Here is a 14,055-nt window from a genome sequence, read left to right on the forward strand (position 1 = left end):
TGGCAATAGCGCCATAGCTGGAGCCCGGTGCCCGCTCCCTGCTAACATCCCGCCTTTGTTTCAATCTTCGTTCGAGACTCCCATGACCACCGTTCGCACGCGTATCGCGCCATCGCCCACCGGCGACCCCCATGTCGGCACCGCCTACATCGCCCTGTTCAACTACTGCTTTGCCAAGCAGCACGGCGGTGAGTTCATCCTGCGTATCGAAGACACCGACCAGTTGCGCTCCACCCGCGAGTCGGAGCAGCAGATCTTCGACGCCCTGCGCTGGCTGGGTATCGAGTGGAATGAAGGCCCGGACGTCGGCGGCCCGCACGGCCCGTACCGGCAGAGCGAGCGTGGCGAGATCTACGCCAAATACGCCAAGGAGCTGGTCGATGCCGGCCACGCGTTCTATTGCTTCTGCACCGCCGAAGAGCTGGAGCAGATGCGCGCCGAGCAGATGGCCCGCGGCGAAACCCCACGCTACGACGGCCGCGCATTGCTGCTGAGCGACGAAGAAGTCCAGCGCCGCCTGGCCGCCGGCGAGCAGCACGTGATCCGCATGAAGGTGCCGAGCGAAGGCATCTGCGTGGTGCCGGACATGCTGCGTGGTGATGTCGAGATCCCGTGGGACCGCATGGACATGCAGGTGCTGATGAAGAACGACGGCCTGCCGACGTACTTCCTGGCCAACGTGGTCGACGACCACCTGATGGGCATCACCCACGTGCTGCGCGGCGAAGAGTGGCTGCCGTCGGCACCCAAGCTGATCAAACTGTACGAGTACTTCGGCTGGGAGCAACCCAAGCTGTGCTACATGCCGCTGCTGCGCAACCCCGACAAGTCCAAGCTGTCCAAGCGCAAGAACCCGACCTCGGTCACCTTCTACGAGCGCATGGGCTTCATGCCCGAGGCGATGCTCAACTACCTGGGCCGCATGGGCTGGTCGATGCCCGACGAGCGCGAGAAGTTCTCCCTCGCCGAAATGGTCGAGCACTTCGACCTGTCGCGCATCTCCCTGGGCGGGCCGATCTTCGACATCGAGAAGCTCAGCTGGCTGAATGGCCAGTGGCTGCGTGAACTGCCGGTTGAAGAGTTTGCCGCGCGGGTGCAGAGGTGGGCGTTCAACAGCCAGTACATGATGCAGATTGCCCCGCATGTTCAGGGCCGGGTCGAGACCTTCAGCCAGATCGCCCCGCTGGGCGGTTTCTTCTTCGAAGGCGCGTTGAAGCTGGACGCCAAGCTGTTCGAAAGCAAAAAGCTGTCGGCCGACCAGGTGCGTCAAGTAGTGCAGTTGATCCTGTGGAAGCTCGAGAGCCTGCGCCAGTGGGAGAAAGAGCGCATCACCGGCTGCATCCAGGCGGTGGTCGAAGCGCTGGAGCTCAAGCTGCGTGACGCCATGCCGCTGATGTTCGCCGCCATCACCGGGCAAGCCAGCTCGGTGTCGGTGCTCGATGCCATGGAAATCCTCGGCCCCGACCTGACCCGTTACCGCCTGCGCCAGGCCCTGGACCTGCTGGGTGGTGTGTCGAAGAAAGAAAACAAGGAATGGGAAAAGCTGCTGGCGAACATTGCCTGAGCCAGCTATCGCTGCCCCTGTAGGAGCGGCCTGGTGTCGCGAATGGGCCCGCAACGCGGTCCCACATTCTGTGCGTGACGCAGAATCGGCGGGGCCGCTTTGCGGGCCCATTCGCGACACAATGCCGCTCCTACAAGGGCGCAGTGCTCCGAGGCAGCAGGGCAGGGCGGTAAGTGATTGTTATCTGTGAAAAAAATTTTGAATAATTTCAAAAATTAGTTTGACAGCCCTGCAATCGGATCTTAATATGCGCCCCGTCCACAGCGATGAACGATAACGAAACGCCAGGCACCCAGCCAGCGCTTCGGTTCAAAGCGACATTGTGGGGCTATAGCTCAGCTGGGAGAGCGCCTGCATGGCATGCAGGAGGTCAGCGGTTCGATCCCGCTTAGCTCCACCAAATTCCGCTTGGCAATCAAGGTTGTCGAGCAAGACCGGGTCCAGCAACCGGGTCTTGAAGGTAAGAAGGTTCGTCCCCTTCGTCTAGTGGCCTAGGACACCGCCCTTTCACGGCGGTAACAGGGGTTCGAGTCCCCTAGGGGACGCCAGTTTTGCACAAGCGATGTTTCAACGCGTCGCTGGGCCGAGAGGCTAGAAATCCGGGGCTATAGCTCAGCTGGGAGAGCGCCTGCATGGCATGCAGGAGGTCAGCGGTTCGATCCCGCTTAGCTCCACCAATTTTGCCGCGTTTCACTCAGGTGGAACGGCACGAAGGTTACGTCCCCTTCGTCTAGTGGCCTAGGACACCGCCCTTTCACGGCGGTAACAGGGGTTCGAGTCCCCTAGGGGACGCCACTTTTACCCGCGTTTTGCGGGAGTTGAAAGGCTCATCATCAGATCGGTGAGCCTTTTGTTTTACTCGGGGCTATAGCTCAGCTGGGAGAGCGCCTGCATGGCATGCAGGAGGTCAGCGGTTCGATCCCGCTTAGCTCCACCAATTTTGCCGCGTTTCACTCAGGTGGAACGGCACGAAGGTTACGTCCCCTTCGTCTAGTGGCCTAGGACACCGCCCTTTCACGGCGGTAACAGGGGTTCGAGTCCCCTAGGGGACGCCATTTTTTACCCGCGTTTTGCGGGACTTATAAGGCTCATTCGCATATTGAATGGGCCTTTTGTTTTTTCTTGCTCCCTGAAAATCTGCCTGCCGATCAACGGCCGCAAGTTCTGCTTGCCATAAAATATTATAAGCATAATATGTCGATCATAATATTTTGAGGCAGGTGCCATGACCGACAAGAAGGCCAAGACCCGCGAACGCATCCTCGATGCCGCGCGCAGTGCGTTGATCCAGCAGGGGCCGGCCGAGCCCAGCGTCAGCCAGGTGATGGGCGCTGCGGGGCTGACGGTAGGTGGCTTTTACGCCCACTTCGACAGCAAGGACGAGCTGATGCTCGAGGCCTTCAGCCAGTTGCTCGCCGAGCGCCGCGCCTTGCTCGCCAGTGTCGACCCAAGCCTCGACGGTGCCGGACGCCGGGCCCTGGTGGCAGCGTTTTACTTGTCGCGCAAGCATCGCGACGCCGAAGTGCAGGCCTGCCCCATCCCCAACGCCCTCAGCGAAATGCAGCGCCTGCCAGAAAGCTTTCGCCAGGTACTGATCGAGCACATTGAGCTGATGACTGCACAAATGGTCGACCGCCCCGAAGAGATCGACAAGGCCCTGGCCGACTTCGCCCTGATGGTTGGCGGCCTGGCCGTGGCCCGCGCCCTGGGCGATGGCGAGCTGTCCGACCGCATCCTGCGCGCCGCAAAGTCGGCGATTATCTAACTCTGGAGCACGGCAATGACTACCCTGAGCTGGATTCGCGGCGTCAACGGCACCCTCGGCCACTTGGCCCCCGAACATGTCGCCGGGCGCATGCGCCGCGCCTTCATGACCCCGCGCAACCTGCCGCCCAGGCAGTGGGAGTTGCCGCTGCTGGGCAGGGCCGAGCGCATCACCCTGCGCTTTGGCCTGTCGGCGTTGCGCTGGGGGCAGGGGCCGACTGTGCTGTTGATGCATGGTTGGGAAGGGCGCCCGACCCAGTTCGCCGCGTTGATCGAAACCCTGGTTGCTGCCGGGCACACGGTGGTGTCGTTGGAGGGCCCGGCCCATGGCCGTTCGCCAGGCAGCCAGGCGCATGTCGTGCTGTTCGCCCGCGCCTTGCTGGAAGCTGCCGCTGAACTGCCGCCGTTGCGCGCAGTGATCGGTCACTCCATGGGTGGCGCCAGCGTGCTGCTGGCGTTGCAGTGGGGGCTGCGCGCGGAGGCAGCGGTAAGCATTGCCGCGCCGGCTCAACTGCTGGGCGTGCTGCGCGGCTTTGCCCGGCACCTGGGTTTGCCGGCACGGGCCAGGGCGGCGTTCATTCGCCAGGTCGAGCAGGATGTCGGCATGCAGGTGGCGCGCCTGGATGTCAGCGGCTATCAGCTCGACCTGCCGGGCCTGGTGGTGCACGCCCGTGACGACGCGCTGGTGCCGGCCAGTGAATCGCAGGTCATTCACAAGGCCTGGTTCGATAGCCGCCTGCTGCTGCTGGAGGAGGGTGGCCACCAGCGCGTGCTGGCCGACCCGCGGCTGGGCGAGGCAGTGCTGGAATTGCTCGCGCGCAGTACGCAGAACGCCCTGCGGACAGCCTGAGCCGTTACACAGCCCCTGTAAGAGCCGGCTTGCCGGCGATAGGGCCTGCACGTCGGGTGGAGATTTTTAAGCCTGCACCGGCCTCATCGCCGGCAAGCCGGCTCCTACAGGGTTTGCGTCTTGGTTGATACAAGCACTGGACATCGCCACCCCATGCCCGGCTAAATCCCTGTTTCTTTCAAGGAGCCGCTCATGACCTGGGATCTGGCAGCAGCACCCTTCATCATCGACCTGCGCGTCGGCAGCGAGGATATCGATGGCCTCGGCCATGCCAACAACGCGGTCTACGTCACCTGGCTCGAGCGCTGCGCCTGGCGCCACTCTCAGCGCCTGGGCCTGGACCTGGCCGAATACCGTCGCCTGGACCGGGCCATGGCCGTTGTGCGCCATGAAATCGACTACCTTGCCGCCGGCTACGAAAATGACGAGCTGCAACTGGCCACCTGGATCGTCGACTGGGACCAGCGCCTGCGCATGACCCGTCGCTTCCAGCTCAAGCGCCCGAGCGATGGCGTCACCCTGCTGCGCGCGCAAACCACCTTCGCTTGCATCGAGCTGTCCACCGGCAAGCCGCGGCGTATGCCGGCAGAGTTTCTCGAGGGCTACGGCCCGGCGCTGATCGGCAGCTGAAAACCGGCAGTTTTTTGCTAGACTGCCGCCTTTTTCGCCCCGAGACCCTGAAATGCAAATTGCCCTGGCCCCGATGGAAGGGCTGGTCGACAACATCCTGCGCGACGTCCTGACCCGGGTCGGCGGCATCGACTGGTGTGTCACCGAGTTCATCCGCGTCTGCGACCGCCTGCTGCCGGAGTCCTCGTTCGACAAGCTCGCCCCTGAGCTTCGCCAGGGCGCGCGCACCGCTGCCGGGGTGCCGATGCGTGTGCAACTGCTGGGTTCTGACCCGGTGTGCCTGGCCGAAAACGCGGTGTTGGCCTGCGAGCTGGGAGCGCCGGTGATCGACCTGAACTTCGGTTGCCCGGCCAAGACAGTGAACAAGTCGCGCGGTGGCGCGGTGCTGCTCAAGGAGCCCGAACTGCTGCACGCCATCGTGCACGAGGTGCGCCGCCAGGTGCCGGCGCATATCCCGGTCACCGCCAAGATGCGCCTGGGCTTCGACAGCCCGGACGGCGCGCTGGACTGCGGCATTGCCCTGGCCGAAGGCGGCGCCGAGCACCTGGTGGTGCATGCCCGCACCAAGGTCGAGGGCTACAAGCCGCCGGCGCATTGGGAGTGGGTGGCGCGGGTGCAGGATGTGGTCAAGGTGCCGGTGTTCGCCAATGGCGAAATCTGGACCGTCGACGACTGGCGGCGTTGCCGCGAGGTGAGTGGCGCCGAGCACATCATGCTCGGCCGCGGGCTGGTGTCATGCCCCGACCTGGCGTTGCAGATCGCCGCCGCGCGCGATGGCCGTGACTACCAGCCGATGAGCTGGTACGAGCTGCTGCCCTTGCTGCGCGAGTTCTGGCGCCAGGCCCAGGCCAAGCTGTCGCCGCGCTATGCACCGGGGCGCATGAAGCAGTGGATGGCGATGCTGACCCGCGCTTACCCCGAGGCGGTGGCGATGTTTGCCGAGCTGCGGCGCGAGGATGATTGTGCGCGGATCGGGGTGTTGCTGGGATGTCAGCAAGCAGCTGAGGCTGTTGTCGCCTGAATGGGCCTCATCGCGGGCTTGCCGGCGATGAGGCCGGTACAGGCAGCACAAGACAGTCGGCCCAATGAAGCAGTGCGATTGCATGGGTGGTTCGACGAAAATTTTTCATCGGCCCCTTGAAAGCGTTTCGCCCGGCCATATCTCTTGAGTACGCGATGCCGAAGTCGGGTCGCGTAGTGACTTAACTTGCTGAATCTCAGGAGTTCATGACCATGACTACCGCTTTCTCCCTCGCTCCACTGTTCCGCCATTCTGTTGGCTTCGACCGTTTCAACGACCTGTTCGAGTCCGCAGCCCGTAACGAGGCCGGTAGCAGCTACCCGCCCTACAACGTGGAAAAACATGGCGAAGACCAATACCGCATCGTGGTTGCCGCAGCCGGCTTCCAGGAGCAAGACCTCGACCTGCAGGTTGAAAAGGGCGTGCTGACCGTGACCGGCGGCAAGCGCGAAAACGCCACCGCCAGCGGTGTCACCTACCTGCACCAGGGTATCGCCCAGCGCGCCTTCAAGCTGTCGTTCCGCCTGGCGGACCACATCGAGGTCAAGGGCGCGGGCCTGGCCAACGGCCTGCTCAGCATCGAACTGCTGCGCGTGGTACCGGAAGAAGCCAAGGCCAAGCGCATCCCGATCAATGGCGAAAAGCCTGTGCTGAACTAAGTTCACGCGTATGAAAAAGGGCACCTTCGGGTGCCCTTTTTCGTTGCAGCTCAAGACGATACACCCCCCCCCCTGTAGGAGCGGCCTTGTGTCGCGAAAGGGCTGCGAAGCAGCCCCAGCGATCCATGCTGCAAAGCTGAAATCCTGGGGCTGCTTCGCAGCCCTTTCGCGACACGAGGCCGCTCCTACACGTGGCGCTCAATAATCCGCCGGCGCCTCCAGCAGCATCTGTCGAAACTCCGGCAGCGGCAGCGGGCGGCTGTGCAGGTAGCCCTGGTACAGGTGGCAACCCAAGCGCTCGAGAAACTCCAGCTGCTCGGTCAGTTCCACCCCTTCGGCAATTACCGCCAACTCCAGGCTGCGGGCCATGGCCACGATGGCGCGAACGATCTCGGCGTCGTTGGGGTCGATGGGCGCGTCGCGCACGAAGGTCTGGTCGATCTTCAGTGCATCCACCGGCAGGCGCTTGAGGTAGGTCAGCGACGAGTAACCGGTGCCGAAATCGTCCATGGCAAAGCTCACCCCGTAGCGCTTTAGCTCGCGCATCTTGCTGATGGTGTCTTCGAGGTTCTGGATGACGATACCCTCGGTGATCTCCAGCTTGAGCATGCGCCGCGGCAGGCGGTAGTCGTCCAGGCTGCGCAGCACCCGCTCGACGAAATCATTCTGGCGGAACTGCCTGGGGCTTATGTTCACGCACAGGCTGAAATCGTCGGCGTCGATCAGCCCGTCCTCGAGCATGCGCGCACAGGCGTCGCAGGCTTCGTCGAGGATCCAGCTGCCTACCTCGAGAATCAGGCCGCTTTCTTCGAGTACTTGAATGAACTGCCCTGGCGGCTGCTGGCCCAGTTGCGGGTGGTGCCAGCGCAGCAGCACCTCGGCACCGACGATGCGGTTTTCCCGGGCATCCACTTGCGGCTGGAAGTGCAGGGCCAGCTCGCCGCGGGCCAGGGCCAGGCGCAGGTCGCTTTCCATGCGCAGGCGCTCGCTGGCGGCCTTTTGCATGGTGGTGTGGAACAGCTGGGTGGTGTTGCGCCCGGAATCCTTGGCCCGGTACAGGGCAATGTCGGCGCGCTTGAGCAGGTCGGCCGGGGTGGCGCCATGGTCGGGGATCAGCGCCACGCCGATGCTCGGGGTCACCTGCAGGCGCTGGCCATCCAGCGACATGGGCTCGGCCAGCAGCTCGCGCAGGGTGTCGGCCAGCTCGCGTACCTTGCTTTCCACCAGCTCGCGGCTGCCGTCCAGCCCGCTCAGCAACACCACGAACTCGTCGCCGCCCAGGCGCGCCACGGTATCTTCCAGGCGCACGCTGGCCTCAAGGCGGGCGGTGATGATCTTGAGCACCGTGTCGCCCACCGGGTGGCCGAGGGAATCGTTGATGTGCTTGAAATGGTCAAGGTCCAGGAACAGCAGTGCACCGCGCAGGTTGTGGCGCTTGAGCAGGGCGATCTGCTGGCTCAGGCGGTCCATCAGCAGCGCGCGATTGGGCAGGTTGGTCAGCGGGTCGTGGTAGGCCAGGTGGCGGATCTGCGCCTGGGCGTTCTTCAGCAGGCTTACATCCCGCGCAGTCAGCAGCAGGCAGTCGGTCTCGTTGAGGCTGATCGGCTCCACTGATACCTCCACGGTAAGAATGTCGCCGCGCTTGTTGCGCCCGAGCATTTCACGGTGGTGCACCCGGCCATGCTCGCGCAGTTCGTTGAGCAGGGCGGCGCGTTGCTTGTTGTCGGCCCAGATGCCGACATCGAACACCGAGCGCCCGACCACCTCGGCGGCGCTGTAGCCGGTCAGGCGGGTGAAACCGTCGTTCACCTCCAGGTAGCGGCCGCTCTGGCGCTCGGTGATGGTGATGGCGTCGGGGCTGGAGTGGAAGGCCTTGGCGAACTTCTCTTCACTGGCCTTGAGCGCAGCTTCGGCGCGTTGCTGCTGGGTGATGTCGCGCAGGGTGGTGACGCTGCACGGCTGGTTGTCGACGCTGATCAGCCGGCTGGAGATCACGCAGGTCAGCGGCGTGCCATTGCGGTGCTTGATACCCACTGCGACGTTGCTCAGCGCCTGGTCGCGGATCACCCGCTCGATGCGCTGGGCGCGCTCGGCAGACTCGGCCCACAGGCCCAGTTCTTCGGCGGTGTGGCCGAGCACCTGTTCGGCGCTCCAGCCGAAGGTCTGGCTGAACGCGGGGTTGATTTCGATGAACTGGCCGGTGTCCTGGCGGGTGACGCAGATCGGGTCGGGGCTGACCTGGAACAGGCTGGCGAATTTTTCTTCCGAGGCGCTCAGGCGCTGCTCGCGCTCCACCTGGTCGGTGATGTCGAGCAGGGTGCCGGCCATGCGCAGCGGGTTGCCCTGGTCGTCGCGGTACAGCCGGGCGCGGCTTTCGATATAGCGCGAGCCGCCGTTTTCCAGCTCGACCCGGTAGGTGATCTGGTAATTGCCCGCCGGCCCTTCGCGCAGGCTGCGGTAGGCGTGGCGCATGACCTCGCGCTCGTGGTCCGGCACACCCTCGAAAAACGCCTCGAACGATTCATGGAAGGGCACCGGGTCCAGCCCGTGCAACTGCGCCGCACGGGCCGAGCCATACAGCATGCCGCTGGGGATGTGCCAGTCCCAGGTGCCCAGCTGCGCCGAATCCAGCGCCAGGTCCAGGCGCTCCTGGCTGTCCTTGAGCGCCTGCTCGGCGCGCTTGCGCTCGGTGGTGTCGACGAAGGTGCTGATCAGGTAGGTGATACCCTCGAGCTCGATACCCTGGGTGCACAGGATGCCGTCATGGACCTTGCCGCTGGTGGCGCGGAACTGCACCTCCATGATCAGCGGCCCGCTGCCGGCGCGGGTGGCCTCCAGCACCTGGTAGCGCTGCTCGGGGTTGACCCACAGGCCCAGCTCGACGCTGGTCTTGCCCACCACCTGCGGGCCGGGCCAGCCGAACATGTCCTCGAAGTGCTGGTTGACCTCGATGATCAGGCCGTCGTGGCGGCGGGTCAGCAAAATGGCGTTGGGGCTGAGGTGGAACAGCGTGGCAAAGCGTTTTTCCGAGTTGATCAACGCGGTTTCCCGCTCGCGCTGGCGGGTGATCTCGCGAATCACCCCGATCATCTGTCGCCGGCCGTGGGCGTCATGGGTCAGGCTGCCGTTGATCTCCAGCCAGTGCATGCTGCCGTCCGGCCAGCGGATGCGGTGGCGCATGGCCTGTTCGATCGGTTCACCGTTGACCACCGCCTGGAACGCCTGGCGGGTGCGGGCGCGGTCCTCTTCGGGCAGCAGGTCGAGGTAGTCGACGTCGTTGGGCATCGGTCGCAGCGGGTCGAAGCCGAACAGCGCCTGGGTACCCCGCGACCAGCTGATGCGGCCACTGTCGATATCCCACAGCCAGGCGCCCAGGCGCGCACCGTTGAGCGCGGCCAGCAACTGCGGTGCATTCTGCCAGGCCTGTTCGGATTCCTGGGGGTCGGCCGCGGGAATGCGCGGCAGGCGCGGAAAGCGGTTTGCTGATTTGGGCATCGTTACCAGACCTTTGGCAGATAATGCGTCCCTGTAGCGTGAATGCCGCGCCGACGAGCGGTCAGTCGCACCCTGCGTGGCTGTCGAGCAGGGCCATGAAAGCCCTGGCCGCGTTCGACAGCGTACGTTCGGTGTGCAAAATGTAGCCTAGCTGGCGCGACAGCTGTATGCCGGGCAAGGCGATGGGCGCGACCTGCTCATCGAGCATAGTACGTGGCAGCACACTCCACGCCAGGCCAATGGAAACCATCATCTTGATGGTTTCCAGGTAGTTGGTGCTCATGGCGATGTTCGGTGTCAGGCCCTGGCTTTCGAACAGGCGCTGGACGATGTGGTGGGTAAAGGTGTTGCCGCCGGGGAATACCGCCGGGTGGCGCGCGACATCGGCCAGCGCCACGTTGCCGTCGCGTGCCAGCGGGTGCTCGGGGGCGGCGACGAAGTCCAGGGCGTCATCCCACACCGGGGTGGCGCGCACCAGGTGGTGCGGCTCCGGCGCCAGGGTGATCACGGCGATTTCCGCGCGGCCATGCAGAATTTCGTCGTAGGCCGCTTCCGAGTCCATGAACTGAATATCCAGCGCCACCGCCGGGTATTGGCGGGTAAAGGCGCGCAGCAGCGGCGGCAAGCGGTGCAGGCCGATGTGATGGCTGGTGGCCAGGGTCAGCCTACCGCTCACCTGCCCGGTGAGGTTGGTCAGTGCCCGTCGGGTATCATCCAGTACGTTGAGAATCTGGTAGGCGCGGGGCAGCAGGGCGCGGCCGGCCTCGGTCAGGGTCACTTCGCGGCCCAGGCGGTCGAACAGCCGTACGTCCAGTTGCTGCTCAAGCCCGGCGATGCGTTTGCTGATGGCCGGCTGGGTCAGGTGCAGGCGCTCGCCCGCCCCGGAGAAGCTGCCGGTTTCGGCGATGGCGATGAAGGCGCTGAGGTTGGCGAGGTCCATCGTTCGAATTCCTGATGGTTATGCAAAGCATGAAAATTATGAATTTGAGTTATTCAATCTATCGCCATAGCATCGTCCATACAAGCCAAGGGGTTTTTGGCATAGAAAGACGCTGATGAGGAACAGTCTGATGGCTGGCAAAACGCTCTACGATAAACTCTGGGACGCTCACGAGGTCAAGCGCCGCGACGACGGCTCATCCTTGATCTATATCGACCGTCACATCATCCACGAGGTGACCTCGCCCCAGGCCTTCGAGGGCCTGCGCCTGGCCAGCCGCAAGCCGTGGCGCATCGATGCCAACATCGCCACCCCCGATCACAACGTGCCGACCACGCCAGAGCGCAAGGGCGGTATCGAGGCCATCGTCGACCAGGTGTCGCGCCTGCAGGTGCAGACCCTCGATGAAAACTGTGACGAATACGGCATCGTCGAATTCAAGATGAACGACGAGCGCCAGGGCATCGTCCACGTCATCAGCCCCGAGCAGGGCGCCACCTTGCCGGGCATGACCGTGGTTTGCGGCGACTCGCACACCTCCACCCACGGCGCCTTCGGTGCCCTGGCCCACGGCATCGGCACCTCCGAGGTCGAGCACGTGCTCGCCACCCAGTGCCTGGTGGCCAAAAAAATGAAGAACATGCTGGTGCGCGTCGATGGCAAATTGCCTGCCGGCGTCACCGCCAAGGACATCGTGCTGGCCGTGATCGGCAAGATCGGCACCGCCGGCGGCAACGGCCACGCCATGGAGTTCGCCGGCAGCGCCATCCGCGAGCTGTCGATGGAAGGCCGCATGACCATCTGCAACATGTCCATCGAAGCCGGCGCCCGTGTCGGCCTGGTGGCCACCGACGCCACCACCGTCGCCTATGTCGAGGGCCGCCCGTACGCGCCAAAGGGCGAGGACTGGAAGCGCGCCGTCGAAGCCTGGAAAGACCTGGTTTCCGACGACGATGCGGTGTTCGACACCGTGGTCGAGCTCGATGCCGCCCAGATCAAGCCGCAGGTCAGCTGGGGCACTTCGCCGGAAATGGTCCTTGCCGTTGACCAGCGCGTGCCGGACCCGGCCGCCGAGGCCGACCTGATCAAGCGTGGCTCCATCGAACGCGCCCTCAAGTACATGGGGTTGAGCGCCAACCAGGCGATCACCGACATCAAGCTCGACCGCGTATTCATCGGCTCGTGCACCAACTCGCGCATCGAAGACCTGCGCGCCGCGGCGGATATCGCCAAGGGCCGCAAGGTTGCAGCGACCGTCAAACAGGCCATCGTCGTGCCGGGTTCCGGGCTGGTCAAGGCCCAGGCCGAGCGTGAAGGTTTGGACAAGATCTTCCTCGAAGCTGGCTTCGAATGGCGTGAGCCTGGCTGCTCGATGTGCCTGGCGATGAACCCGGACCGCCTCGAAAGCGGCGAGCATTGCGCCTCCACCTCCAACCGCAACTTCGAAGGCCGTCAGGGCGCCGGTGGCCGTACCCACCTGGTCAGCCCGGCCATGGCCGCGGCCGCCGCAGTGACCGGCCACTTCATCGATGTCCGCGAGTTGATCCAAGGGAGCGCAGCATGAAAGCCTTCACCCAGCACATCGGCCTGGTCGCCCCGTTGGACCGTGCCAACGTCGACACCGACCAGATCATCCCCAAGCAGTTCTTGAAGTCGATCAAGCGTACCGGCTTCGGCCCCAACCTGTTCGACGAATGGCGCTACCTGGACGTGGGCCAGCCCTACCAGGACAACAGCAAGCGCCCGCGCAACGAAGAGTTCGTGCTCAACCACGCCCGCTATCAAGGCGCCAGCGTGCTGCTGGCCCGCGAAAACTTCGGTTGCGGCTCCAGCCGCGAACACGCGCCATGGGCGCTGGACGAATACGGCTTTCGCAGCATCATCGCGCCGAGCTTTGCCGACATCTTCTTCAACAACAGCTTCAAGAACGGCTTGCTGCCGATCATTCTCGACGCCGCTGAAGTGGACGAGCTGTTCAAGCAGGTCGAGGCCAACCCGGGCTACCAGCTGACCGTCGACCTCGAAGCCCAGGCGGTGACCCGCCCGGACGGCAAGGTGCTGAAGTTCGAGATCGATGCCTTCCGCAAGCACTGCCTGCTCAACGGCCTGGACGACATCGGCCTGACCCTGCAGGACAGCGATGCGATCAAGGCCTTCGAAGGCAAGCACCGCGCCAGCCAGCCGTGGCTGTTCCGTGATGCCTGAGGTTTGTCGTTAGCAGTACTGGCCTCTTCGCGGGTCAAGCCCGCTCCTACAGGGAGAGGTGATACCTGTGTAGGAGCGGGCTTGCCCCGCGAATAGGCCGGAACAAGCAACAAAAAAACCAAAGGATTTCGATATGACCAGCACCACCCACACCGACGTGGTCCAGCGCCAGTTCGGCGAGCAGGCCAGCGCCTACCTCAGCAGCGCCGTGCACGCCCAGGGCAGTGAGTTCGCGCTGCTGCAAGCCGAGCTGCAAGGGCAGGGCAGCGCCCGTGTGCTGGACCTGGGCTGCGGTGCTGGCCATGTCAGTTTTCACGTCGCACCGCTGGTCGGTGAAGTGGTGGCCTATGACCTGTCGCAGTCGATGCTCGATGTGGTGGCCGCCGCTGCCAGCGAGCGCGGCCTGGCCAACATCCGCACCGAGCGCGGCGCCGCTGAACGCCTGCCGTTCGCCGATGCGTCGTTCGACTTCGTCTTCAGCCGCTATTCGGCGCACCACTGGAGCGACCTGGGCCTGGCCCTGCGCGAAGTGCGCCGGGTGCTCAAGCCGGGCGGGGTGGCTGCCTTCATCGACGTGATGTCGCCGGGCAGCCCGCTGCTCGACACCTACCTGCAAAGCGTAGAAGTGCTGCGCGACACCAGCCATGTGCGCGACTACAGTGCCGCCGAGTGGCAGCGCCAGGTCAGCGAGGCCGGCCTGCATGTGCGCAGCCACAGCCGCCAGCGCCTGCGCCTTGAGTGGCACACCTGGGTGGAGCGCATGCGCACCCCCGAGCCGTTGCGCGTGGCCATTCGCCAATTGCAGCAAGCCATGGGTGAGGAAGTGCGGCAGTATTACCAGATCGAAGCCGATGGCACCTTCAGCACCGACGTGCTGGTGTTGTGGGCTGAGCGTTGATTGTTTACGGCGGGGCCGAGCCGGCCGCG

Annotated in this window: 11 protein-coding genes and 6 tRNA genes; 15 read left to right on the forward strand and 2 right to left on the reverse strand. The window is 64.3% G+C overall.

Annotated elements, in window-relative coordinates; all coding sequences use genetic code 11:
• Positions 1-82: 82 nt before the first annotated feature.
• The 12 genes from gltX (at position 83) to KSS94_RS07930 (ending at position 6,488) form a co-directional block, all read left to right on the forward strand.
• Positions 83-1,564 carry a glutamate--tRNA ligase gene (gene gltX, locus KSS94_RS07875; RefSeq protein WP_217842448.1) on the forward strand — a complete coding sequence of 494 codons (1,482 nt, stop codon included), beginning with the start codon at positions 83-85 and terminating at the stop codon, positions 1,562-1,564.
• 324 nt (positions 1,565-1,888) lie between these two features.
• Positions 1,889-1,964 (forward strand) — tRNA-Ala (locus tag KSS94_RS07880).
• 72 nt (positions 1,965-2,036) lie between these two features.
• Positions 2,037-2,112: transfer RNA gene (locus KSS94_RS07885), tRNA-Glu, on the forward strand.
• Between the two features lie 53 nt (positions 2,113-2,165).
• Positions 2,166-2,241, forward strand: a tRNA-Ala gene (locus KSS94_RS07890).
• Positions 2,242-2,283: 42 nt separating this feature from the next.
• Positions 2,284-2,359: transfer RNA gene (locus KSS94_RS07895), tRNA-Glu, on the forward strand.
• A 66-nt stretch (positions 2,360-2,425) separates the two neighbouring features.
• Positions 2,426-2,501: transfer RNA gene (locus KSS94_RS07900), tRNA-Ala, on the forward strand.
• Positions 2,502-2,543: 42 nt separating this feature from the next.
• Positions 2,544-2,619, forward strand: a tRNA-Glu gene (locus KSS94_RS07905).
• A 170-nt stretch (positions 2,620-2,789) separates the two neighbouring features.
• The gene (locus tag KSS94_RS07910; RefSeq protein ID WP_217842449.1) at positions 2,790-3,329 is read left to right on the forward strand and encodes a TetR/AcrR family transcriptional regulator; all 540 of its coding nucleotides are present in this window, start codon (positions 2,790-2,792) and stop codon (positions 3,327-3,329) included.
• A gap of 15 nt (positions 3,330-3,344) precedes the next feature.
• Positions 3,345-4,178, forward strand: coding sequence for an alpha/beta fold hydrolase (locus KSS94_RS07915; RefSeq protein WP_217842450.1), 834 nt, complete (start codon positions 3,345-3,347; stop codon positions 4,176-4,178).
• A gap of 192 nt (positions 4,179-4,370) precedes the next feature.
• A complete protein-coding gene (locus KSS94_RS07920; protein WP_217842451.1) occupies positions 4,371-4,808 on the forward strand; it encodes an acyl-CoA thioesterase in 438 nt (145 codons plus the stop codon).
• A gap of 52 nt (positions 4,809-4,860) precedes the next feature.
• Positions 4,861-5,829, forward strand: coding sequence for a tRNA dihydrouridine synthase (locus KSS94_RS07925; RefSeq protein ID WP_217842452.1), 969 nt, complete (start codon positions 4,861-4,863; stop codon positions 5,827-5,829).
• 212 nt (positions 5,830-6,041) lie between these two features.
• A complete protein-coding gene (locus KSS94_RS07930; protein WP_217842453.1) occupies positions 6,042-6,488 on the forward strand; it encodes an Hsp20 family protein in 447 nt (148 codons plus the stop codon).
• A gap of 198 nt (positions 6,489-6,686) precedes the next feature.
• Here KSS94_RS07930 and KSS94_RS07935 read toward each other — a convergent pair whose 3' ends face one another.
• Positions 6,687-9,983, reverse strand: a complete 3,297-nt coding sequence (locus tag KSS94_RS07935) for a PAS domain S-box protein (RefSeq protein WP_217842454.1) — start codon at positions 9,981-9,983, stop codon at positions 6,687-6,689.
• A 61-nt stretch (positions 9,984-10,044) separates the two neighbouring features.
• A complete protein-coding gene (locus KSS94_RS07940; protein WP_217842455.1) occupies positions 10,045-10,923 on the reverse strand; it encodes a LysR family transcriptional regulator in 879 nt (292 codons plus the stop codon).
• A gap of 130 nt (positions 10,924-11,053) precedes the next feature.
• Here KSS94_RS07940 and leuC point away from each other — a divergent pair, with 130 nt between their 5' ends.
• From leuC to KSS94_RS07955, 3 genes are all read left to right on the forward strand, one after another.
• Positions 11,054-12,487, forward strand: coding sequence for a 3-isopropylmalate dehydratase large subunit (gene leuC / locus KSS94_RS07945; protein ID WP_217842456.1), 1,434 nt, complete (start codon positions 11,054-11,056; stop codon positions 12,485-12,487).
• Positions 12,484-13,128, forward strand: a complete 645-nt coding sequence (gene leuD, locus KSS94_RS07950; RefSeq protein WP_217842457.1) for a 3-isopropylmalate dehydratase small subunit — start codon at positions 12,484-12,486, stop codon at positions 13,126-13,128. Before leuC ends, leuD begins: the two co-directional genes overlap by 4 nt.
• Before the next feature lie 133 nt (positions 13,129-13,261).
• The gene (locus KSS94_RS07955; RefSeq protein WP_217842458.1) at positions 13,262-14,026 is read left to right on the forward strand and encodes a class I SAM-dependent methyltransferase; all 765 of its coding nucleotides are present in this window, start codon (positions 13,262-13,264) and stop codon (positions 14,024-14,026) included.
• Positions 14,027-14,055: the final 29 nt, after the last annotated feature.

It is taken from the genome of Pseudomonas fakonensis (assembly GCF_019139895.1).
GTDB classification, from domain to species: Bacteria; Pseudomonadota; Gammaproteobacteria; order Pseudomonadales; family Pseudomonadaceae; genus Aquipseudomonas; species Aquipseudomonas fakonensis.

Excerpts from the sequence above, each read along its gene's own strand:
- leuC (WP_217842456.1), top strand. The coding sequence starts at position 11,054 with ATGGCTGGCAAAACGCTCTACGATAAACTCTGGGACGCTCACGAGGTC.
- KSS94_RS07935 (WP_217842454.1), bottom strand. The coding sequence starts at position 9,983 with ATGCCCAAATCAGCAAACCGCTTTCCGCGCCTGCCGCGCATTCCCGCG.
- KSS94_RS07910 (WP_217842449.1), top strand. The coding sequence starts at position 2,790 with ATGACCGACAAGAAGGCCAAGACCCGCGAACGCATCCTCGATGCCGCG.
- KSS94_RS07925 (WP_217842452.1), top strand. The coding sequence starts at position 4,861 with ATGCAAATTGCCCTGGCCCCGATGGAAGGGCTGGTCGACAACATCCTG.
- gltX (WP_217842448.1), top strand. The coding sequence starts at position 83 with ATGACCACCGTTCGCACGCGTATCGCGCCATCGCCCACCGGCGACCCC.
- KSS94_RS07930 (WP_217842453.1), top strand. The coding sequence starts at position 6,042 with ATGACTACCGCTTTCTCCCTCGCTCCACTGTTCCGCCATTCTGTTGGC.
- leuD (WP_217842457.1), top strand. The coding sequence starts at position 12,484 with ATGAAAGCCTTCACCCAGCACATCGGCCTGGTCGCCCCGTTGGACCGT.
- KSS94_RS07940 (WP_217842455.1), bottom strand. The coding sequence starts at position 10,923 with ATGGACCTCGCCAACCTCAGCGCCTTCATCGCCATCGCCGAAACCGGC.
- KSS94_RS07920 (WP_217842451.1), top strand. The coding sequence starts at position 4,371 with ATGACCTGGGATCTGGCAGCAGCACCCTTCATCATCGACCTGCGCGTC.
- KSS94_RS07915 (WP_217842450.1), top strand. The coding sequence starts at position 3,345 with ATGACTACCCTGAGCTGGATTCGCGGCGTCAACGGCACCCTCGGCCAC.
- KSS94_RS07955 (WP_217842458.1), top strand. The coding sequence starts at position 13,262 with ATGACCAGCACCACCCACACCGACGTGGTCCAGCGCCAGTTCGGCGAG.